At 38.4% G+C, this 23902-nt stretch carries 14 protein-coding genes and 3 rRNA genes; 11 read left to right on the top strand and 6 right to left on the bottom strand.

Annotated elements, in window-relative coordinates; translation table 11 throughout:
* Nucleotides 1-11 precede the first annotated feature (11 nt).
* The 6 genes from mnmG to rpmH all read right to left on the bottom strand — a co-directional run bounded on the left by mnmG (nt 12) and on the right by rpmH (nt 5714).
* Nucleotides 12-1901, bottom strand: coding sequence for a tRNA uridine-5-carboxymethylaminomethyl(34) synthesis enzyme MnmG (gene mnmG, locus AM499_RS16020; RefSeq protein WP_053591136.1), 1890 nt, complete (start codon nt 1899-1901; stop codon nt 12-14).
* A 22-nt stretch (nt 1902-1923) separates the two neighbouring features.
* A complete protein-coding gene (gene mnmE, locus AM499_RS16015) occupies nt 1924-3309 on the bottom strand; it encodes a tRNA uridine-5-carboxymethylaminomethyl(34) synthesis GTPase MnmE (RefSeq protein ID WP_053591135.1) in 1386 nt (461 codons plus the stop codon).
* Nucleotides 3310-3592: 283 nt separating this feature from the next.
* Complete coding sequence (gene jag, locus AM499_RS16010; protein ID WP_053591134.1) at nt 3593-4333, bottom strand: RNA-binding cell elongation regulator Jag/EloR; 741 nt, start codon at nt 4331-4333, stop codon at nt 3593-3595.
* Nucleotides 4330-5100 (bottom strand): membrane protein insertase YidC, encoded by a 771-nt coding sequence (gene yidC / locus AM499_RS16005; RefSeq protein WP_053591133.1) that lies wholly within the window; start codon nt 5098-5100, stop codon nt 4330-4332. Before yidC ends, jag begins: the two co-directional genes overlap by 4 nt.
* Before the next feature lie 71 nt (nt 5101-5171).
* Nucleotides 5172-5516, bottom strand: coding sequence for a ribonuclease P protein component (rnpA, locus tag AM499_RS16000; RefSeq protein ID WP_053591132.1), 345 nt, complete (start codon nt 5514-5516; stop codon nt 5172-5174).
* Between the two features lie 63 nt (nt 5517-5579).
* A complete protein-coding gene (gene rpmH / locus AM499_RS15995; RefSeq protein WP_053591131.1) occupies nt 5580-5714 on the bottom strand; it encodes a 50S ribosomal protein L34 in 135 nt (44 codons plus the stop codon).
* 501 nt (nt 5715-6215) lie between these two features.
* Between rpmH and dnaA the strand changes: the two genes are divergently transcribed.
* The 11 genes from dnaA to guaB all read left to right on the top strand — a co-directional run bounded on the left by dnaA (nt 6216) and on the right by guaB (nt 23766).
* Complete coding sequence (dnaA, locus tag AM499_RS15990; protein ID WP_053591130.1) at nt 6216-7559, top strand: chromosomal replication initiator protein DnaA; 1344 nt, start codon at nt 6216-6218, stop codon at nt 7557-7559.
* A gap of 172 nt (nt 7560-7731) precedes the next feature.
* The gene (gene dnaN / locus AM499_RS15985; protein ID WP_053591129.1) at nt 7732-8868 is read left to right on the top strand and encodes a DNA polymerase III subunit beta; all 1137 of its coding nucleotides are present in this window, start codon (nt 7732-7734) and stop codon (nt 8866-8868) included.
* A 100-nt stretch (nt 8869-8968) separates the two neighbouring features.
* Nucleotides 8969-9196: a S4 domain-containing protein YaaA gene (gene yaaA, locus AM499_RS15980; protein ID WP_053591128.1), complete on the top strand. Its 228-nt coding sequence runs from the start codon at nt 8969-8971 to the stop codon at nt 9194-9196.
* Between the two features lies 1 nt (nt 9197).
* The gene (gene recF / locus AM499_RS15975) at nt 9198-10313 is read left to right on the top strand and encodes a DNA replication/repair protein RecF (RefSeq protein ID WP_053591127.1); all 1116 of its coding nucleotides are present in this window, start codon (nt 9198-9200) and stop codon (nt 10311-10313) included.
* Nucleotides 10314-10414: 101 nt separating this feature from the next.
* On the top strand, nt 10415-12337 hold the full coding sequence (gene gyrB / locus AM499_RS15970) for a DNA topoisomerase (ATP-hydrolyzing) subunit B (protein ID WP_053592251.1): 1923 nt from the start codon (nt 10415-10417) through the stop codon (nt 12335-12337).
* Nucleotides 12338-12364: 27 nt separating this feature from the next.
* Nucleotides 12365-14890: a DNA gyrase subunit A gene (gyrA, locus tag AM499_RS15965; RefSeq protein WP_053591126.1), complete on the top strand. Its 2526-nt coding sequence runs from the start codon at nt 12365-12367 to the stop codon at nt 14888-14890.
* Nucleotides 14891-14991: 101 nt separating this feature from the next.
* Nucleotides 14992-16107 carry an HD-GYP domain-containing protein gene (locus tag AM499_RS15960; protein ID WP_442853773.1) on the top strand — a complete coding sequence of 372 codons (1116 nt, stop codon included), beginning with the start codon at nt 14992-14994 and terminating at the stop codon, nt 16105-16107.
* 266 nt (nt 16108-16373) lie between these two features.
* Nucleotides 16374-17927: ribosomal RNA gene (locus AM499_RS15955) — 16S ribosomal RNA — on the top strand.
* Nucleotides 17928-18253: 326 nt separating this feature from the next.
* Nucleotides 18254-21182 (top strand): 23S ribosomal RNA (locus AM499_RS15950).
* A 186-nt stretch (nt 21183-21368) separates the two neighbouring features.
* A 5S ribosomal RNA gene (gene rrf / locus AM499_RS15945) occupies nt 21369-21484 on the top strand.
* Together the 16S, 23S and 5S rRNA genes form the textbook arrangement of a ribosomal RNA operon.
* Nucleotides 21485-22299: 815 nt before the next feature.
* A complete protein-coding gene (guaB, locus tag AM499_RS15940; RefSeq protein WP_053591124.1) occupies nt 22300-23766 on the top strand; it encodes an IMP dehydrogenase in 1467 nt (488 codons plus the stop codon).
* Nucleotides 23767-23902: the final 136 nt, after the last annotated feature.

The following is a 23902-nucleotide window of genomic DNA, read 5'->3' as shown; positions in this document are numbered from 1 at the left end:
ATCAATTTAGACTATCCAGAAATTTTTGCAATTTTCCCCTGTTCAATATAAATAAGTAAAATTGAAATATCTGCTGGATTTACTCCTGAAATTCTAGATGCTTGTGCAATAGACAAAGGTCGTACTTGATTTAATTTTTGTTTAGCTTCTGTAGCCAATCCTGAAATTTCATCATAATCTATTTGATCAGGAATTTTTTTGTCTTCCATTTTTTTGAGCTTTTCTACTTGTTGAAGAGATTTTTCAATATATCCTTCATACTTTACTTGAATCTCTACTTGCTCTTTCTCTTCCTCCATCAATTCCATTTCAGGAGGAGCTAGTTGAGCCACTAAATCATAATGCATTTCTGTACGTTTTAATAAGTCTGCAGCACGAATACCATCTTTTAATTCGCTACCTTCAACACTACGGATTAATTGTTGAGTTTGTTCATTTGGTTTAATCATTAATGAACGCAGTCTATCTAATTCATTTTCAATACGTTGTTTTTTCTCCACAAATTTATCATAGCGTTCTTGCGGAATAAGACCTATTTCGTAACCAATTTCCGTTAAACGTAAATCTGCGTTATCATGACGAAGTAATAAGCGATATTCAGCACGAGAAGTTAATAAACGATAAGGTTCATTTGTTCCTTTCGTAACTAAATCATCAATTAATACTCCAATATAGGCATCAGATCTACTTAATATTTTTTCTTCTTTTTTAAGAACTCTTAGAGCGGCGTTAATTCCGGCCATTAAACCTTGCCCTGCTGCTTCCTCATAACCAGATGTGCCATTGATTTGTCCTGCAGTATAAAGATTTTTAATTTTTTTCGTTTCAAGTGTTGGCCAAAGCTGTGTTGGAACCATTGCATCATATTCAATTGCGTAACCTGCACGCATCATTTCTGCTTTCTCTAGTCCTGGAACAGAAGCAATCAGGCGACGTTGTACATGCTCTGGTAAACTTGTTGAAAGTCCTTGTACGTATACTTCTCGAGTATTTCTTCCTTCTGGCTCTAAAAATATTTGATGGCGTGGTTTATCACTAAAACGTACAATCTTATCTTCGATGGAAGGACAGTATCTTGGTCCTGTACCTTTTATCATACCTGAATACATAGGAGAAAGGTGTAAGTTTTCATTAATAATTTCATGTGTTTCAAGTGTTGTATATGTTAACCAACATGGTAATTGATCCATTATAAACTCAGTTGTCTCAAAGCTGAATGCTCTTGGAACATCATCTCCAGGTTGGATTTCTGTTTTATTATAATCAATTGTTTTACTATTTACACGAGGTGGAGTTCCTGTTTTAAATCGAACTAAATCAAAACCTAAATTACGAATGCTATCTGCTAATTTAATGGATGGCTGTTGATTATTTGGTCCGCTTGAATACTTTAGGTCTCCAATAATTATTTCCCCTCGTAAGAATGTACCTGTTGTAATAACTACTGTTTCTGCGCGGTAAATAGCTCCAACTTGAGTAACGAGCCCAATAATTTTATTATCTTCCACTAGCAATTCTTCTACAACTGCTTGATGGATTGTTAAGTTTTCTTGTTCCTCTAAGAGTCGTTTCATTTCATTTTGATACAGTACTTTATCCGCTTGAGCGCGAAGTGCACGTACAGCAGGACCTTTTCCTGTATTAAGCATTCTCATTTGAATATGCGTTTTATCTATTACTTTTCCCATGGCACCGCCTAATGCGTCAATTTCACGCACAACAATTCCTTTTGCTGGCCCTCCGATGGATGGATTACATGGCATAAATGCAATCATATCAAGATTAATTGTTAAAACAAGTGTTTTAGCACCCATTTTTGCGGATGCAAGTGCTGCTTCTACTCCAGCATGCCCTGCTCCTACAACAATCACATCGAACTTGCCTGCTTCAAAGTTTGGCATGTTCGTTACTTCCTCTCCTATTTTATTTTCCTAAACAAAATTGTGAAAATAACTGATCAATTAAGCTTTCTTCTACCGTATCCCCGGTAATTTCACCTAAAATTTCCCAAGTTCTCGTCACATCAATTTGAATTATATCTACTGGCACATCCGCATGTGCCGCATCAATGGCATCAGTTACAGTTGCTTTTGCTAAATGTAGTAAAGAAATATGACGTGCATTTGAAACATACGTTAAATCAGACGCTTCAATTGTACCTTCGAAGAATAAAGATGCAATTGCTTCTTCTAATTCATCGACTCCTTCTTCTTGTAGTAAAGAAGTAGTAACTACACGTTTGTCCCCTGCTAATCGTTGTACTTCATTAGAATCTATCGACGTAGGTAAGTCTGTTTTATTAATAATAACAATAAAATCCATACCCTGAACTGCTTCAAATAATTTACGGTCTTCTTCTGTTAGCTGCTCCGCATTGTTTAAAACTAGTAGTATAAGATCAGCCTCATTAAGTACTTGCCTAGACTTTTCTACTCCAATTCGTTCAACTATATCTTCCGTTTCTCGAATACCCGCTGTATCTACTAATTTTAACGGAACTCCACGTACATTAACATACTCTTCTATTATATCTCGTGTAGTTCCTGCTATATCTGTCACAATTGCTTTATTTTCTTGAATTAAACTATTTAAAAGGGAAGATTTACCTACATTCGGTCTACCAATAATAGCCGTTGAAAGTCCTTCACGAAGAATTTTCCCTTGCGATGAAGTGACTAATAGTTTGTCTATTTCATCCCTTACCCATGTACATTTTTCAATCATTAGTGGCAGAGTCATTTCTTCCACATCATCGTATTCTGGATAATCTATGTTCACTTCTACTTGAGCTAATGTTTCGAGTAGTGCTTGCCTCAATGATTTAATAAGTCTAGATAATCGCCCATCCATTTGCCCTAACGCAACATTCATCGCTTTATCTGTTTTAGCTCTTATTAAATCCATGACAGCTTCGGCTTGTGACAAATCGATTCTCCCGTTTAAAAACGCTCGTTTTGTAAATTCACCAGGCTCAGCTAGTCTCGCACCATTAATCAAAACAAGCTGTAGGACACGATTCACTGATACAAGCCCACCGTGACAGTTAATTTCTACTACATCTTCTCTTGTAAATGTTTTGGGTCCCTTCATCAAAGACAACATTACTTCCTCTACTACCTCTTCTGTCTTTGGATCAACTAAATGCCCATAATGAATGGTATGGGATGCTTGAACAAGTAAATCTTTTCCGTTTGGTGAATAAAATACTTTGTTTGCTATCTGTATTGCATGGGGACCGCTAAGTCTCACTATTGCTATAGCCCCTTCTCCAAGTGGAGTAGAAATAGCAGCTATTGTATCGAATTCCACAAGTGTCCACCTCCTTTACATACTAACTTATCCACATGTGAATAAGTTAAAACGAACATGACTATCTAACATATAACAATAACACAAATCGTCAAAAATCAGAAGTATAGATGATTTTATTTAGTGATCAAAAGTTATCAACATGCAAAGAGAAAAGCGAAAGCACAATATCTTCCCAAACAAACAAATGGAGTTGCGGTAGGTTTGCGCCGAGCTTTTCGTCTAGGTAGTTAGCAATAAGAAAAACGGATTCTAGCTTTTCGTAAGCTAAAATCCGTTTATATCATTTTATTGGCTCGATTACTAAATATCGATTTGGATCTGTTCCAACTGAATAAGTTTCAATATCTACTCGAACAGATAATGCATTATGAATTATTTTTCTTTCAAAAGAAGTCATCGGTTCAAACTCTACTTTGTTACCTGTTCGAACTGCTTTATCTGCCATTCGTTCTGCAAGCTGTTCAAGTGATTCTTGTCGTTTTTCTCTGTAGTTTCCTACATCCAGCTTAATGATAATGAACGAATTAGAAAATTTATTTGCTACGAGCTGCGCCAAACTTTCAAGTGCATTTAATGTTTGTCCACGTTTACCAATAAGTAATGCAGCCTTTTTACTGTTTAATTGAAGGTAAACAAATTTTCCTTCTTTTGTTTGATTGATTTCTAAATCATCAATCTTCATTTCTTTTGCTATTTCATTAATATAGTTAATTGTTTCTTCAATTGCTAAGTGATTCGTACCTTCTAGATTGTCCACTTCATTTGAAGTACTTGGAGAAATCTCTGTTTCATCGTTTACTTCGAGTGTCTCCACTTCTGGTTCATGCACTTCTTCTACCTTTTCTTCATTTATTCGAACAGTTACTTGAACAACTGCAGGTTTTGCTCCAAATCCTAGAAAACCCTTTTTACCTTCATCTAATACTGTAATTGTTACTTCTTGTTTTGATACACCAAGTTTTTGTAATGCAACAGTTATAGCTTCTTCTTTTGTAGGTGCAGTTTGCGTAATCTGATTCATTTTTTTGCCCCTCCCGTTTTGACTGGCTCAGCCTTTGGTTTGTTCCAAGGTTTATAAATGAATAAATTTTGAATGATAGAAATAATATTACCGATTACCCAATACAATGTTAGTGCTGCTGGTAATACGATACCAAAACCAATAATCATAAATGGCATAATATACATCATTATTTTCATTTGAGGATTATCCATTGCTGGACCTGTACGTAAAACGATCAATTGCATAAGACCTGCAAGTACTGCTAAAACAATACTTGGATCTGCAAGTGCAAATCCTAAAAAACTACCTAAGTTAATTTCAGGGGTATTATTCATTCGACTAATTGCATGGTAAAAACCAATTAGAATCGGCATTTGAATAAATATTGGTAAACAACCTGCTGCTGGATTAACTCCTCTTTCTTTAAATAGAGCCATCATTTCTTGTTGATATTTTTGTTGTGTTACAGCATCTTTTGAACTGTACTTTTCTTTTAATTTTTGTAATTCTGGTTGAACTTCTTGCATATTTTTAGAGCTTTTTGTTTGCTTGATCATTAATGGTAGGATTGCTAAACGTATAATAATTGTTACCGCAATAATTCCTAAACCATACGTACCAAGTATTCCTTTGAAGTACGTAATTGCTGAAACTAATGGCCAAACGATATACTCATTCCAAAACCCTTCTGAACTTGAATAGATTGGCTCATTAAATTCCGAACAACCTGCTAGAAATACAGTTGTTACTAGCAGTAAAATTAATAGTGATAATTTTTTTTTCAACCTTCTTCCCCCTAATACTTCTTATATATATATCCATTCATTCTATATTACCATTTAAAAGAAAATCTTCACTAGTTTTTCTTCTTTATTACCTTAGCAATTTTTAATACATGTTCAAGACTTTTCTTTGTTTCATGAAAGTCTAATTTGGCCGCTGGATTTCTAGCGATAATAATATATTCCATATTTGTATTTACTTCATCTTTTAATTCTAAAAAGGTTTGTCTTATATACCTCTTAATACGATTACGAACTACTGCATTTCCAACTTTCTTACTAACAGATAGACCTACACGAAAAAAATCTTCTTCATGTTCTAAGCAATAAACAACAAATTGTCTATTTGCAAAGGACTTCCCTTTTTTAAATATTGTTTGAAAGTCTTTATTCTTTTTTACTCGTTGTTTCTTATTCATCGGTTCACCTGCTCCAACTCATCGTTATAAAAGAAAAAAAGACCACTGAAATGGTCAGTGGACTTATGCTGATAATACTTTTCTTCCTTTTGCACGGCGTGCTGCTAATACGCGGCGACCGTTTTTAGTACTCATACGTGCGCGGAAACCGTGGTTTTTAGCACGTTTACGGGTATTTGGTTGGAATGTACGTTTCATCTATATGACACCTCCTGAATGATCATCTTAAAAGTTCTACTTTAGACAGTCTACGATATTATATATAAGATGCACGGCTTTTGTCAATTGTTTTTTTGCTATCTCCCTCATTCATATTGAAACTTGGTTATCCACAGATTATAATTTCTTTTCACAAACCATTGTGCATAAAAAATACACGAAAAAAATTATCCACAAACCTTATGAACATGTTTTTAACATAATCATACCTTGTGGACAACTATAATTGTTAATAATCGGACTATTGTGGATAACTCTTAAATCTCTTGTAATGTCTTCATTTTTTTGGTACGATATTTGTGTTTTACTTTTCTAAACCAAAACTGCATCTTATTTTTATCCACAACTGTTAATAATGTGTGGATAAGTTTTTTGCACATACGTTTATAATATTTATCCACAGTCGGTGGATTTGTGTATATCTTATTCTTTTTTTATTTTATACATATTTATTAATCTTAAGAAAAGGAGATTAGATTATTGGAACATTTAGAAGAACTATGGGCTAAAGTTCTCTCTGAAGTAGAAAAAAAGACATCCAAACCTAGTTTTGAAACCTGGTTAAAGTCAACCAAGCTACTTTCATATAAAGGAGAAACAGTAACGATAGCTGCTCCTAATTCATTTGCAAGGGATTGGCTTGAAAATCATTATATTCATCTAATTGCCGGAATATTAACAGAGTTAACAGGAAATGAACTACTTATTTCATTTGTTGTTCCTAAAAATCAGGATTTCGACGACTTTGAAGTTCCTAAACCGAAAGTTCCTTCAAATAATGGAGACCAACCTGATTTTTCACCTGGTATGTTAAATTCAAAAAATACATTCGATACTTTTGTCATTGGATCTGGTAACCGTTTTGCACATGCTGCATCACTGGCTGTAGCAGAAGCACCGGCAAAAGCATATAATCCTCTATTTATATATGGAGGAGTAGGATTAGGTAAAACCCACTTAATGCATGCGATTGGTCATTATGTTCAAGAACACAATCCAAATGCAAAAGTGGTTTATTTATCTTCTGAAAAATTTACAAATGAATTTATTAACTCTATTCGGGATAACAAAACAATCGAATTCCGCAACAAATATCGTAATATCGATGTGCTTTTAATAGATGATATTCAATTCCTTGCAGGAAAAGAATCAACTCAAGAAGAATTTTTTCATACTTTTAATGCTTTACATGAAGAATCAAAACAAATTGTTATTTCAAGTGATCGACCTCCAAAGGAAATCCCAACACTTGAGGATCGTCTTCGTTCCCGATTTGAATGGGGTTTAATAACTGATATTGCACCACCAGACTTAGAAACAAGGATTGCTATTTTGCGTAAAAAAGCACGAGCAGATGGATTAGATATTTCGGATGATGTAATGGCTTATATTGCAAATCAAATTGATTCGAATATTCGAGAACTTGAAGGGGCTCTAATACGAGTAGTGGCTTATTCTTCTCTTATAAATAAAGATATTAATACGGAATTAGCAGCAGAGGCACTTAAAAATATAATGCCAAACGCTCGTCCACGAATAATTACAATCTTAGATATACAAAAAGTGGTTGGAGAACATTTTCATATAAGGTTAGAAGATTTTAGTGCTAAAAAACGAACTAAATCTATTGCATTTCCTCGACAGGTTGCTATGTATCTCTCGAGAGAGCTTACAGATTTTTCTTTGCCTAAAATAGGAGAAGAATTCGGGGGACGTGATCACACGACTGTGATTCATGCTCACGAGAAAATTGCTCGTATGTTAAAAGATGATGCAAACTTACAAGATGACCTTAAACAAATAAAATCTATTTTAGGACGTTAAAACAATTTGTGGATAAGTTCCTAAAATGTTATCCTGTTTAAACACAACTTATGCACATGTGGATAAGTAGTCGTAAGTAGATAAAAATAGAGTTATCAACAAATCCACAGGCCCTATTACTATATCTATTATTCTTTTAAATAAATAATAATTATATAAGTGAGGTAACAAAATGAAATTCGATATAGCAAGAGATAGTTTGTTAGAAGGATTAAATAATGTAATGAAAGCAGTAAGTTCTAAAACAACTATTCCAATATTAACTGGGTTAAAATTAGAAGTTTTAGATAAAGGACTTTACATTACCGGAAGTGATTCAGATATCACCATACAGACATTTATTCCTGTAGAGAAAAACGGAGAACAAATTATACGGATTACAGAAACTGGTTCCATTGTTTTACAAGCAAGAGTCTTTAATGAAATTGTACGTAAACTTCCAACAAATGATGTAGAGATTGAAGTAACAAACCAATTTCAAACACATATACGATCAGGTAAATCTGAATTTAATTTAATTGGACTTGATGCATCTGAATATCCATTACTTCCACAGATTGAAGAGAATCATCAATTTTTCATCCCATCTGATTTATTAAAATCAATTATTAAAGAGACAGTGTTTGCTGTATCAACTTCTGAAAGTCGACCTGTACTTACTGGTGTTAACTGGGTAGTAAAAGATGGGGAACTTCATTGTGTAGCGACAGATAGTCACCGTCTTGCTAGAAGAAAAACAGCTGTCAAAGACTTACCTAACGAAGAATATACTGTGGTTATTCCAGGTAAAAGCTTAAATGAATTAAACAAAATCTTAGAAGAGACTTCTTCAGAAGTAGCAATCGTCATTACGCCACAACAAATTTTGTTTAAAACGGAAGATGTTTTGTTTTATTCTAGATTACTTGAAGGAAACTATCCGGATACTTCCAGATTAATACCTAGTGAATATAAAACGACGATTATAGTAAACGGTAAATCATTATTGCAAGCAATTGATCGTGCTTCTTTACTCGCTAGAGAAGAAAGAAACAATGTAGTTCGTTTTACAACGATTGGACAGGGTCTGGTTGAAGTATCATCCAATTCACCGGAAATCGGAAATGTAGAAGAACAAATTCAAGCGGAGTCAATTGAGGGAGAAGAATTAAAAATTTCCTTTAGTGCAAAATATATGATGGATGCATTAAAAGCAATTGATGGACAAGACATAAAAATTCTGTTTTCAGGAGCAATGAGACCTTTTGTATTGAAGTCGGTACATGATGACTCCATCCTGCAACTTATATTACCAGTAAGAACATATTAATATTTTTGATAGTCACAAAGGTGGCTATCTTTTTTTTACTTATTTGCTGATTTAGAGTAAAATGAAGGGATAATGAAAATGAGAAGAGGTTGAATTACTTTTGGAAGAGATTCGTTTTGACTCAGAATTTATCACACTTGGTCAATTATTGAAAATGACGGATGCAATAGATTCGGGTGGAATGGCTAAGTGGTTTTTAAGCGAAAATATTGTTTATGTAAATGGTGAAGTGGATCAACGAAGAGGACGTAAACTTCGAAATAAAGATATAGTGAATATTCCAGGAGTAGGAAGATTCCAAATGGTTGGACCAGAGAACGGGGATTGATATGTACATTGAACGATTAGAATTAAAAGATTACCGTAATTATGATTCAATTCAATTGGATTTTTCCTCTAAAATTAATGTCTTTATCGGAGAAAATGCGCAAGGAAAAACAAATTTAATGGAATCTCTTTATGTTTTATCAATGGCTAAGTCTCATAGAACAGCTAATGATAAAGAATTGATACGCTGGGAAGCAGACTATGGTAAAATAAAAGGTGACATTCAAAAAAAATATGGTCGTTTACCTTTAGAATTATTATTATCAAAAAAAGGTAAAAAAGCTAAAGTTAACCACCTTGAGCAAACGAAGCTTAGTAATTACATTGGACAGTTGAATGTCGTTATGTTTGCTCCAGAAGATTTATACTTAGTAAAAGGTAGTCCACAAGTCAGAAGACGATTTCTTGACATGGAAATCGGACAAATTTCCCCTGTTTATTTACATGATTTACTTCAATTCCAAAAGATATTAAAACAACGCAATCATATTTTAAAACAGCATCAAGGGAAATCACTGTTAAACGATGTCATGTTTGATGTATATACAGAACAATATATAGATGCAGCTATAAAAGTTATTCAAAAAAGATATCAGTTCATGGAATTATTACAAAAATGGGCTGAACCAATTCATCTTGGTATTTCTAGAGGTCTTGAAAAGTTGACCGTTTCCTATCAAACATCTTCTGGTATACATGCAGAGTGGACTGAAAGTGAGATGAAAGAATTTCTAGAAAAGAAATTATTTGAAAGCCAAAAAAGAGAACTTGATAGAGGCATAACCCTTACTGGTCCTCATCGAGATGATCTTCAGTTTTTTGTTAATGACTACGATGTACAAACATATGGATCTCAAGGACAACAGCGTACAACTGCATTATCGTTGAAGCTTGCGGAAATTGAATTGATAAAACAGGAGGTAGGTGAAGCTCCTGTTTTATTGCTGGATGATGTTTTGTCTGAATTGGATGATTATAGACAGTCACATTTGTTAAATACTATACAAGGTGACGTTCAAACATTTGTTACTACTACAAGTGTAGATGGTCTTACACATGAAACGATTCAACAAGCACAATTGTTTCATGTGGAACAAGGAGCAGTCGTAATAAAATAATAATCTAAATACTGAATATTAGTTTTTAGGATTTTAAATATATTAATAATTTTTTATTCACCATTATTGAAGTAATGAAAGAGTGGGTGAGCAAGTTGGCTATGGAAGAAAAAGAATTAGAATCACATTATGATGCTGATCAGATACAAGTGTTAGAAGGACTAGAAGCTGTTAGAAAACGTCCGGGTATGTATATTGGTACAACTAGTTCAAAGGGACTTCACCATCTTGTATGGGAAATCGTTGATAACAGTATTGACGAAGCACTTGCAGGTTATTGTGATCATATTATTGTTACAATAGAAAAAGACAATTGGATTCGAGTAGAAGACAATGGACGAGGTATCCCTGTCGACACACAAGAAAAAATGGGTAAGCCTGCTGTTGAAGTTATCATGACTGTTCTCCATGCTGGTGGTAAATTTGGCGGTGGAGGCTATAAAGTATCCGGTGGACTACATGGTGTTGGTGCTTCTGTTGTAAATGCACTTTCCGAGTATACAGAAGTATATGTTAAGAGAGATGGAAAAATTCATCGTATTAAATTTGAACGTGGAGATGTCATTTCCCCATTAGAAGTTATCGGAGAATCCGAAGAAAATGGAACAACAACACGATTTAAAGCGGACGCTGAAATTTTTACAGAAACAACTGTGTATGAATTTGATATTTTGGCTCATCGTGTTCGTGAATTGGCTTATTTGAATCGTGGATTACAAATTACAATTGCGGATGAAAGAGAAGGCCAAGAAAAGTCCATTAAATATCATTATGAAGGCGGAATAAAATCATACGTAGAAGATTTAAATAAATCAAAAGAACCTATTACAGAAGAAGCAATATTTGTTGAGGGTGAAAAAGAAGGAATCTCTATTGAGATTGCTATGCAATATAATGCGGGATATTCATCTAATATATTATCTTTTGCAAATAATATTAATACGTATGAAGGTGGAACACACGAGTCAGGATTCAAAACAGCCCTTACTCGTATCATCAACGACTATGCTAGAAAAAATGGTTTGTTAAAAGAGGCAGATACCAATTTATCAGGTGATGATGTTCGTGAAGGACTAACTGCGATAGTATCTGTTAAGCATCCAGATCCTCAATTTGAGGGACAAACTAAAACTAAGCTAGGAAACTCAGAAGTTAGTACTATTACGAATAGCTTATTTTCCGAAGGATTTGATCGATTTTTATTAGAAAATCCTCAGGTTGCTCGAAAAATAGTCGATAAAGGCTTGATGGCTGCAAGAGCTCGAGTTGCCGCAAAAAAAGCTCGTGAATTTACAAGAAGAAAATCAGCTTTAGAAGTTTCAAGTCTACCTGGGAAATTAGCGGATTGTTCATCTCGTGTTCCTGCAGAAAGTGAACTGTACATCGTAGAAGGTGACTCTGCCGGTGGATCAGCAAAATCAGGACGAGATCGTCACTTCCAAGCTATTTTGCCATTACGTGGGAAAATATTAAACGTGGAAAAAGCACGTTTAGATAGAATACTTGGAAATGCTGAAATTCGAGCGATGATTACTGCATTAGGTACTGGAATAGGCGGAGAATTCACTTTAGAAAAAGCCCGTTACCACAAAATTATTATTATGACCGATGCTGATGTCGATGGAGCTCATATTCGTACTTTATTACTTACTTTCTTCTTCCGTTTTATGAGACCTTTAATCGAGGCAGGTTATGTATATGCTGCACAGCCACCTTTATATCAAGTAAAACAAGGGAAGCATGTAGAATATTGCTATAACGACGAACAATTAAAAGAAATTTTAGATCGTTTACCTAAAACATCGAAACCAAATATTCAACGATATAAAGGTTTGGGTGAAATGGATGCAGACCAACTTTGGGAAACGACAATGGATCCAGATGTTCGTACATTGCTTCAAGTAAACTTAGATAATGCCATGGAAGCTGATGCTGTATTTGAACAATTAATGGGTGAGGACGTAGAACCAAGACGTCAATTTATAGAAGAAAATGCAGTGTATGTGAAGAATTTAGATATTTAAGTAAGTGTGTGACTGGAGGTCTTGAGAATGTCGGAAATACCGAATAAAGGTGTTAAAGGGATCAATATTAGTCAAGAAATGAAAACTTCCTTCCTTGATTATGCAATGAGTGTAATTGTATCCCGTGCATTACCAGATGTTCGTGACGGCTTAAAACCCGTTCATCGTCGAATTTTATATGGTATGCAAGAATTAGGGAATACACCGGATAAGCCTCATAAAAAGTCTGCTCGTATAGTAGGAGACGTAATGGGGAAATACCATCCACATGGTGACTCCTCTATTTACGAAGCGATGGTACGTATGGCTCAAGATTTTAGTTATCGTTATATGTTAGTAGATGGCCATGGTAACTTTGGGTCTGTTGATGGAGACGGAGCAGCTGCCATGCGTTATACAGAATCTCGTATGTCTAAGATTGCACTAGAGTTGTTGCGAGATATCAATAAAAACACAATCGACTATAAAGATAACTATGATGGCCAAGAAAAAGAACCAGTAGTATTGCCTAGTAGATATCCAAACTTGCTTGTAAATGGTGCTTCAGGGATTGCAGTAGGGATGGCAACTAATATCCCTTCTCATAACTTAGGAGAAATAATTGATGGAGTTCTAGCATTATCTGAGAACCCTGCAATTACCATTGAAGAGCTAATGTCTATTATTCCAGGTCCTGACTTTCCAACTGGTGGTATCATTTTAGGGCGAAGTGGTATTCGTCGCGCTTATGAGACAGGTAGAGGATCAGTTTTAATTCGTGCTAAGGTTGAAATTGAACAAAAAGCTAGTGGTAAAGAAGTAATTATCGTTACAGAATTACCGTACCAAGTAAATAAAGCACGCTTAATCGAGAAAATCGCAGAGCTCGTTCGAGATAAAAAAATTGATGGCATTACCCATTTAGCAGATGAATCTGACCGTAATGGTATGCGAATTGTTATAGAAGTTCGAAAAGATGCTAACTCAAATGTATTATTAAATAATTTATATAAACAAACTGCCCTACAATCTAGTTTTGGTGTAAATATGCTAGCACTTGTAGATAACCAACCAAAAGTCTTAAACATAAAAGAAATGCTTTACTACTATCTTGAACACCAAAAAGTAGTTATTCGTCGCCGTACACAATTTGAGTTAAATAAAGCTGAAGATCGAGCACATATTTTAGAGGGTTTACGTATTGCGTTAGATCATATTGATGAAATTATTGCATTAATTCGAGCTTCTCAAACAGGAGAAGAAGCGAAAAATGGACTAATGGAGAAATTCAATTTATCTGAACGACAAGCTCAAGCAATCCTGGATATGCGTTTACAACGTTTGACTGGTTTGGAACGTGACAAAATTGAAGAAGAATATAATTCATTAGTTAAATTAATTGAAGAGTTGAAGTTTATATTAGCAAATGAATATAGAGTACTTGAAATTATTAGAGAAGAAATTACAGAAATAAAAGATCGTTATGCCGATAAACGTAGAACTGAAATTGTTGCAGGAGGAGCAGAAGTTTTAGAGGATGAAGACTTGATTCCAGTTGAAAATTCTGTTTTAACTTTAACAAATAAAGGGTATATTAAACGATTACCTGCAAATACGTACAAGAGTCAAAAACGTGGTGGCCGTGGAGTTCAAGGGATGGGTACGAACGAGGATGATTTTGTAGAGCATCTATTGTACACATCTACCCATGATACAATCTTATTTTTCACTAACAAAGGTAAAGTGTATCGTGCAAGAGGGTTTGAAGTTCCTGAATACGGAAGAACAGCGAAAGGATTACCGATTGTTAACTTGCTAGGTATCGAAAGAGATGAACAAGTTACAGCGATGATCCGAATGGCATCATTTGAAGAGGATAATTATTTCATCTTCACGACTAAACATGGTGTAACTAAGCGATCTCCTGTTTCTGGTTTTGCTCATATTCGAGCAAATGGATTGATTGCTATTTCCTTACGTGACGAAGATGAGCTGATTGCTGTACGTTTAACAGATGGAAACAAGCAGATTATTATCGGAACACGTCAAGGAAAATTAGTTCGATTCGAAGAAACAGATATTCGATCAATGGGAAGAACCGCTAGTGGTGTTAGAGGTGTTCGACTAAAAGATGACGACTATGTAGTAGGTATGGAAATTATTGAACCTGGTCAAGAAATTTTAGTTGTAACTGAAAATGGTTACGGAAAACGTACACCAGAATCCGAATACCGTTTACAAAGCCGTGGTGGAATGGGCGTTAAAACCTGTCAAATCACCGAAAAAAATGGCCCATTATGTGCGGTTAAGGCAGTAGATGGAACAGAAGACTTAATGCTAATTACTATAAATGGTATGCTCATTCGTATGGATGTTAATGATATTTCTGTAACAGGCAGAAGCACTCAAGGTGTCCGATTAATGAGATTAGCAGGAGATGAGTTAATAGCAACCGTAGCTAAAGTGAAAAAAGAAGATGATGAAGAAATAGGAGAAGAGGATTCTATAAATGAAGTGGAGACCGAGGATTCCATTAATGAAGTAGAAGAATCATCAATCGAAGAAAATGAATAAATAAATCCCCTAAGCAAACATATTTGCTTAGGGGTGTTTTTTTGCATATACAAAAATCGTGAAAATTTAGTATAATTAAGGAAATTAAAAGGACAAAAGGAGTGAATACATTGGATTATATATTAGAGAATCTAGAAGAACTAAGATTAGGCAGCACAATTGCGGAAGATATCTTAGTAAATACAAAGACTCCTATTATTCGAAAAGATACGAAAATATTGAGAGAGCATATACAAGTATTACGTGCTTTTAATATAAACAAAGTTCCAGTAACTATAGATAATATGTTCAATAGATCTGATGAAGAGATAATGAGACTAAACGATGAAAAAGCCAAGAAAACTATAATAGAAAATAATGCACCAGAAATTAAAACAAACTTTGCTCAATTATATAACGATGCCGTTAGTAATTATCATAAGGAATTTTTAGCATGGGAATCTGGAATGAAGGTTGATGTAGCTAGGCTACGATATATCATTATGCCTTTAGTAGAAAGAGCATCGGCTGATCGACAATCTCTTTTTTATTTAAATAACTATTCTACAAAAGAAAAATATATTGCTCATCATTCTATCGCTGTAGGGATACTTTCTGGTGCGATAGCAAAGAAGTTAAACTATTCTAATGGTGAAATTATTCAAATAGCAACTGCCGGTTTAATGGCTGATACAGGTATGGCAAAGGTAAATTCAAAAATTAGAGATAAAAAGTCTCACTTAACAGAAGCGGATTTTTCAGAGATTAAGAAGCATACAATTTATAGTTTTCAGATGATCAAAGATAGTCCATTACTTAAACCTGAGATGAAGCTTGCTATTTTTCAACATCACGAAAGATTAGATGGTAGCGGATATCCAAAGGGTGAAAAAATGGAAAATGTATCGATTTATTCACAAATAATTGCTGTTGCCGATGTTTTTCATGCAATGACATCCGAAAGGATCTATCGAGCAAAAAGTTCTCCTTTTAAAGTATTAGAAATGATTAAAGAAGAAGAGTTTGGTAAGTATAATATTCAAGTTGTAAATGCTTTAATATCTCTTGTAGGTGCAGTACCTATTTCAACTCGAGTACTTTTATCGAATGGAGAAATAGGAGAAGTAGTTTTTTTACATAGAGATTCACCATTCCGACCGATGATTCGATTAACTGAAAATGGTGAGATAATTGATTTAAATGCAAAACGATCGGTTTATATTGAAGCACTTGTATAATAATATAGAGAGAACTCTTTCCTTTCTTTTAATGATAATGAAAGAGTTTTATATTTTATTTAGATAAAGTGTTGACATGTGTATCGTATCTTGGTATTATAGAGAAGTCGTCAAAACAAGACGGCAACATGAACATTGAAAACTGAACATGCAAAACGTTAAGACATATAGCTTGATAGACTAACTTCGGTTAGTCGGATAGCAAACAATTTTGACATCATTTAATGATGATGCCAGCAAAACAAAATGAGCTTTTTAAGTTCTCTATTATGGAGAGTTTGATCCTGGCTCAGGACGAACGCTGGCGGCGTGCCTAATACATGCAAGTCGAGCGAATGATGAAGAAGCTTGCTTCTTCTGATTTAGCGGCGGACGGGTGAGTAACACGTGGGCAACCTGCCCTGTAGATTGGGATAACTCCGGGAAACCGGGGCTAATACCGAATAATCCATTCCCTCACATGGAGGAATGTTAAAAGACGGTTTCGGCTGTCACTACAGGATGGGCCCGCGGCGCATTAGCTAGTTGGTGAGGTAACGGCTCACCAAGGCGACGATGCGTAGCCGACCTGAGAGGGTGATCGGCCACACTGGGACTGAGACACGGCCCAGACTCCTACGGGAGGCAGCAGTAGGGAATCTTCCACAATGGACGAAAGTCTGATGGAGCAACGCCGCGTGAGTGAAGAAGGTTTTCGGATCGTAAAACTCTGTTGTGAGGGAAGAACAAGTACGAGAGTAACTGCTCGTACCTTGACGGTACCTCATTAGAAAGCCACGGCTAACTACGTGCCAGCAGCCGCGGTAATACGTAGGTGGCAAGCGTTGTCCGGAATTATTGGGCGTAAAGCGCGCGCAGGCGGTCCTTTAAGTCTGATGTGAAAGCCCACGGCTCAACCGTGGAGGGTCATTGGAAACTGGGGGACTTGAGTGCAGAAGAGGAAAGTGGAATTCCAAGTGTAGCGGTGAAATGCGTAGAGATTTGGAGGAACACCAGTGGCGAAGGCGACTTTCTGGTCTGTAACTGACGCTGAGGCGCGAAAGCGTGGGGAGCAAACAGGATTAGATACCCTGGTAGTCCACGCCGTAAACGATGAGTGCTAAGTGTTAGGGGGTTTCCGCCCCTTAGTGCTGCAGCTAACGCATTAAGCACTCCGCCTGGGGAGTACGGTCGCAAGACTGAAACTCAAAGGAATTGACGGGGGCCCGCACAAGCGGTGGAGCATGTGGTTTAATTCGAAGCAACGCGAAGAACCTTACCAGGTCTTGACATCCCGCTGACCGTCCTAGAGATAGGATTTTCCCTTCGGGGACAGCGGTGACAGGTGGTGCATGGTTGTCGTCAGCTCGTGTCGTGAGATGTTGGGTTAAGTCCCGCAACGAGCGCAACCCTTGATCTTAGTTGCCAGCATTCAGTTGGGCACTCTAAGGTGACTGCCGGTGATAAACCGGAGGAAGGTGGGGATGACGTCAAATCATCATGCCCCTTATGACCTGGGCTACACACGTGCTACAATGGACGGTACAGAGGGTCGCAACCCCGCGAGGGTGAGCTAATCCCATAAAACCGTTCTCAGTTCGGATTGTAGGCTGCAACTCGCCTACATGAAGCCGGAATCGCTAGTAATCGTGGATCAGCATGCCACGGTGAATACGTTCCCGGGCCTTGTACACACCGCCCGTCACACCACGAGAGTTTGTAACACCCGAAGTCGGTGGGGTAACCCTTTTGGGAGCCAGCCGCCGAAGGTGGGACAGATGATTGGGGTGAAGTCGTAACAAGGTAGCCGTATCGGAAGGTGCGGCTGGATCACCTCCTTTCTAAGGATAAACACGGAATACAGATCTTTATCTGTAGCTTAACGTTTTGCAGTTCAGTTTTGAATGTTCATTCATTTGAGCATTTCAAACTTGTTCTTTGAAAACTGGATAAAACGACATTGAAAGCAACAAATTCAAGAAATTCAATTTGTAATCACATTCGTGATTATTTTTTGTGTAGTACTTTTAACTACTATATTTGAGGGTTTCAAGACACAAGCAGTTCGAGGAAGCGAGTGAGTGAACACCGGAACGTACTAACGTACGTGAGGATGTGAACGAGCGAAGCTGACGAAGAAATGCGCCGTGTATTGAAAGCCGAATTAGGTTAAGTTAATAAGGGCGCACGGTGAATGCCTTGGCACTAGGAGCCGAAGAAGGACGGCACTAACACCGATATGCTCCGGGGAGCTGTAAGTGAGCTTTGATCCGGAGATTTCCGAATGGGGAAACCCACTGTTCGTAATGGAGCAGTACATTTGCGTGAATACATAGCGCATCTGTGGCACACCCAGGGAACTGAAACATCTAAGTACCTGGAGGAAGAGAAAGAAAAATCGATTCCCTGAGTAGCGGCGAGCGAAACGGGAAGAGCCCAAACCAAGAGGCTTGCCTCTTGGGGTTGTAGGACACTCAGCATAGAGTTACAAAGGAACGAGTTAGACGAAGCGATCTGGAAAGGTCCGCAGGATAGGGTAAAAGCCCCGTAGTCAAAAATTCGTTCTCTCTTGAGTGGATCCTGAGTACGGCGGAACACGTGAAATTCCGTCGGAATCCGGGAGGACCATCTCCCAAGGCTAAATACTCCCTAGTGACCGATAGTGAACCAGTACCGTGAGGGAAAGGTGAAAAGCACCCCGGAAGGGGAGTGAAATAGACCCTGAAACCGTGTGCCTACAAATAGTCAGAGCCCGTTAATGGGTGATGGCGTGCCTTTTGTAGAATGAACCGGCGAGTTACGATTACATGCAAGGTTAAGTCGAGGAGACGGAGCCGCAGCGAAAGCGAGTCTGAATAGGGCGAATGAGTATGTGGTCGTAGACCCGAAACCAGGTGATCTACCCATGTCCAGGATGAAGGTAAGGTAACACTTACTGGAGGTCCGAACCCACGCACGTTGAAAAGTGCGGGGATGAGGTGTGGGTAGCGGAGAAATTCCAATCGAACCTGGAGATAGCTGGTTCTCTCCGAAATAGCTTTAGGGCTAGCCTCAAACGCGAGAATCTTGGAGGTAGAGCACTGTTTGGACTAGGGGCCCATCCCGGGTTACCGAATTCAGACAAACTCCGAATGCCAATGATTTATGTTTGGGAGTCAGACTGCGAGTGATAAGATCCGTAGTCAAGAGGGAAACAGCCCAGACCACCAGCTAAGGTCCCCAAGTATTTGTTAAGTGGAAAAGGATGTGGCGTTGCTTAGACAACCAGGATGTTGGCTTAGAAGCAGCCATCATTTAAAGAGTGCGTAATAGCTCACTGGTCGAGTGACGCTGCGCCGAAAATGTATCGGGGCTAAACAAATCACCGAAGCTGTGGATTGATACCTATGGTATCAGTGGTAGGAGAGCGTTCTAAGGGCGTTGAAGTCAGACCGGAAGGACTGGTGGAGCGCTTAGAAGTGAGAATGCCGGTATGAGTAGCGAAAGATGGGTGAGAATCCCATCCACCGTATGACTAAGGTTTCCTGAGGAAGGCTCGTCCGCTCAGGGTTAGTCGGGACCTAAGTCGAGGCCGATAGGCGTAGACGATGGACAACAGGTTGATATTCCTGTACCACCACCCCGCCGTTTGAGTGATGGGGGGACGCAGTAGGATAGGGTAAGCGTGCTGTTGGTTATGCACGTCCAAGCAGTGAGGTGTGAGTGTAGGCAAATCCGCACTCTGTAACATTGAGCTGTGATGGCGAGGACGAATGTCCGGAGTTCCTGATTTCACACTGCCAAGAAAAGCCTCTAACGAGGCGGGAGGTGCCCGTACCGCAAACCGACACAGGTAGTCGAGGAGAGAATCCTAAGGTGAGCGAGAGAACTCTCGTTAAGGAACTCGGCAAAATGACCCCGTAACTTCGGGAGAAGGGGTGCTCTTTTGGGTGCATAGCCCAGAAGAGCCGCAGTGAATAGGCCCAGGCGACTGTTTAGCAAAAACACAGGTCTCTGCAAAACCGTAAGGTGAAGTATAGGGGCTGACGCCTGCCCGGTGCTGGAAGGTTAAGAGGAGTGCTTAGCGCAAGCGAAGGTGCGAATTGAAGCCCCAGTAAACGGCGGCCGTAACTATAACGGTCCTAAGGTAGCGAAATTCCTTGTCGGGTAAGTTCCGACCCGCACGAAAGGCGTAACGATCTGGGCACTGTCTCAACGAGAGACTCGGTGAAATTATAGTACCTGTGAAGATGCAGGTTACCCGCGACAGGACGGAAAGACCCCGTGGAGCTTTACTGTAGCTTGATATTGAATTTTGGTGCAACTTGTACAGGATAGGTAGGAGCCTTAGAGCCCGGAGCGCCAGCTTCGGAGGAGGCGTCGGTGGGATACTACCCTGGTTGTATTGAAATTCTAACCCATACCCGTAACCCGGGTAGGAGACAGTGTCAGGCGGGCAGTTTGACTGGGGCGGTCGCCTCCTAAAGTGTAACGGAGGCGCCCAAAGGTTCCCTCAGAATGGTTGGAAATCATTCGAAGAGTGTAAAGGCAGAAGGGAGCTTGACTGCGAGACCTACAAGTCGAGCAGGGTCGAAAGACGGGCTTAGTGATCCGGTGGTTCCGCATGGAAGGGCCATCGCTCAACGGATAAAAGCTACCCCGGGGATAACAGGCTTATCTCCCCCAAGAGTCCACATCGACGGGGAGGTTTGGCACCTCGATGTCGGCTCATCGCATCCTGGGGCTGTAGTCGGTCCCAAGGGTTGGGCTGTTCGCCCATTAAAGCGGTACGCGAGCTGGGTTCAGAACGTCGTGAGACAGTTCGGTCCCTATCCGTCGTGGGCGTAGGAAATTTGAGAGGAGCTGTCCTTAGTACGAGAGGACCGGGATGGACACACCGCTGGTGTACCAGTTGTTCTGCCAAGAGCATCGCTGGGTAGCTATGTGTGGACGGGATAAGTGCTGAAAGCATCTAAGCACGAAGCCCCCCTCAAGATGAGATTTCCCATTACGCAAGTAAGTAAGATCCCTCAAAGACGATGAGGTAGATAGGTTCGGGGTGGAAGCGTGGCGACACGTGCAGCTGACGAATACTAATCGATCGAGGACTTAACCAAATATGAATTTGCGAGCACCAATGTCTTTTATCCAGTTTTGAGTGAACAAGCACTCTAATAAGAGGGTTTCTAGACACGAGTAATTCAAGGAAACGATTGAGAGAGGAAAGGAGCGTACTCAAGTACGTGACTGACCGAACGAATGAAGTTGACGAAGAAGTACGATGTGTATGGAAAGCCGAAGAGTCTAGTGATGATGGCGAAGAGGTCACACCCGTTCCCATACCGAACACGGAAGTTAAGCTCTTCAGCGCCGATGGTAGTTGGGGGTCTCCCCCTGTGAGAGTAGGACGTCGCTGGGCATTAGAAAAGTCGTCACCGAGTATTCGGTGACGGCTTTTTCTTTTGTACTAGAAAAAAAGCCGAAGGCAAAGAATAGTAGTTTTATTTGCGAGAAAGTAGAGGAACAAAGAGTTCGAGGAAGCAAGAAAGAGAGGCTCGCAGCGTATGATATACGCGAGAATCGAACGACCGCGGCTGACGAAGAAATCTGCCGTTCATCTACTTTCACAGCCCGAACACGGAAGTGAAGCTCGCGCGCCGATGGTAGTTGGGGGTCTCCCCCTGTGAGAGTAGGACGTCGCTGGGCATTAGAAAAGTCGTCACCGAGTATTCGGTGACGGCTTTTTTTGTTGTACTAGAAAAAAGCCGAAGGCAAAGAATTGTAGATAAACTTGGAAGATAGTCTTATAAACGTAGTACAGAAGAAAAAATGGGTCATCTCAGAGAAACTGAACTCTTTATTGTGAGAAATGGTCGCTTTCATTATCTAATTGATTGCTTTTAGATTCTCCTTAGTCGCTTATACGACTCATTTGGTTGCTCTAATAGGCAAACTAGCCTCCCATATCTAATTTCAAATCGTCACTCAGGTACTCAAATAATTTCGAGTTTTTATAAGTATCTGACTTCCTTTTACTGGATAAACTTATGCTGAAGAATCGGCATGATTGTAGAGATTACCTATGTTTTCTTAGAATAATATGGAATAAAGTAACAATATCTAATTTTAAAAGAAAAATCGGAATTATTGTTTTATTCTAGGAATCTTGACAGTGTGCTTGGGCGCTGATAACCTTACAATAATATTCATTTAACAGAGGAGGAAATTAGAGAAATGTGGGATACTAAATTTCAAAAAGAAGGTCTAACGTTTGATGATGTACTACTAGTTCCAGCACAGTCGGAAGTATTGCCAAAAGATGTGAATTTATCTGTTCAATTAACATCAAAGATTAAGTTGAATATACCTATAATTAGCGCAGGTATGGATACTGTCACAGAAGCTAAAATGGCTATTGCAATGGCTCGACAAGGTGGATTAGGAATAATTCATAAAAATATGTCCATAGAAGAACAAGCGGAACAAGTGGAAACAGTTAAACGTTCTGAAAATGGTGTTATAACAGATCCATTCTTCTTAACTCCAACCCATCAAGTTTATGATGCAGAACATTTAATGGGGAAATATAGAATATCCGGTGTTCCGATTGTAAATAATGAAGAAGAACAAAAACTTGTTGGAATCATTACAAACCGTGATTTGCGTTTTATTCAAGATTATTCTTTAATCATTGATGAAGTTATGACAAAAGAGCAATTAGTAACTGCACCTGTTGGGACAACTCTTGAAGATGCAGAGAAAATTTTACAACAATATAAAATTGAAAAATTACCTATAGTAGATGAAAATGGAATTCTTAAAGGTTTAATTACTATAAAAGATATTGAAAAAGTAATTGAATTCCCGAATGCTGCAAAAGATCAACATGGTCGCTTATTAGTAGGCGCGGCTGTTGGGGTTACAAAAGATACAATGATGCGTGTAGAAAAGCTTGTGAAAGCACATGTAGATATTATCGTAATTGATACTGCTCATGGTCATTCTCAAGGTGTAATGGATACGGTGAAGAGTATTCGTGAAGCATACCCAGATTTAGATATTGTGGCTGGAAATGTAGCTACGGGCGAAGCTACACGTGCTCTATTTGAAGCAGGAGCAGATGTAGTAAAAGTGGGGATTGGACCTGGTTCTATTTGTACTACTCGTGTTGTTGCAGGTGTTGGGGTTCCTCAGATTACTGCAGTATATGATTGTGCGACTGAAGCTAGAAAAGTAGGTAAGACTATTATTGCAGATGGTGGTATTAAATTCTCTGGAGATATTATTAAAGCACTTGCAGCAGGTGGACATGTTGTTATGCTAGGAAGTTTACTAGCTGGTACAACTGAAAGCCCAGGTGAAACAGAAATTTTCCAAGGTAGACGTTTTAAAGTGTACCGAGGAATGGGTTCAATTGGTGCAATGGAAAAAGGTTCAAAAGACCGTTACTTCCAAGAGGATGCAAAGAAATTAGTACCAGAAGGAATTGAAGGTCGTCTTCCTTACAAAGGACCGCTATCTGATACTGTACATCAATTACTTGGTGGAGTGAGAGCAGGCATGGGTTACTGTGGAACGAAAGACTTACAAGACTTACGTGAAAATGCTCAATTTATTCGCATGACTGGTGCAGGATTACGTGAAAGCCATCCGCATGATGTTCAAATAACGAAAGAAGCACCTAACTATTCTATTTCATAAGTAATGTATGAAAGAAACTTTAGCACCCATTTATCGTCTTTATCTAGGCAGAATGGGTGCTTTTTATATGTAAAGTGCTATTAAGCAAAAAAATGTGTTAAAATGAGCATTGAAAAAACTTTTAGTGGAGGTACAG

The sequence above is a fragment of the Bacillus sp. FJAT-22090 genome, assembly GCF_001278755.1.
Taxonomy (GTDB): Bacteria; Bacillota; Bacilli; order Bacillales_A; family Planococcaceae; genus Psychrobacillus.
Note: the sequence above shows the minus strand (reverse complement) of the source record. Positions and strands in the feature narration are given on the sequence as shown.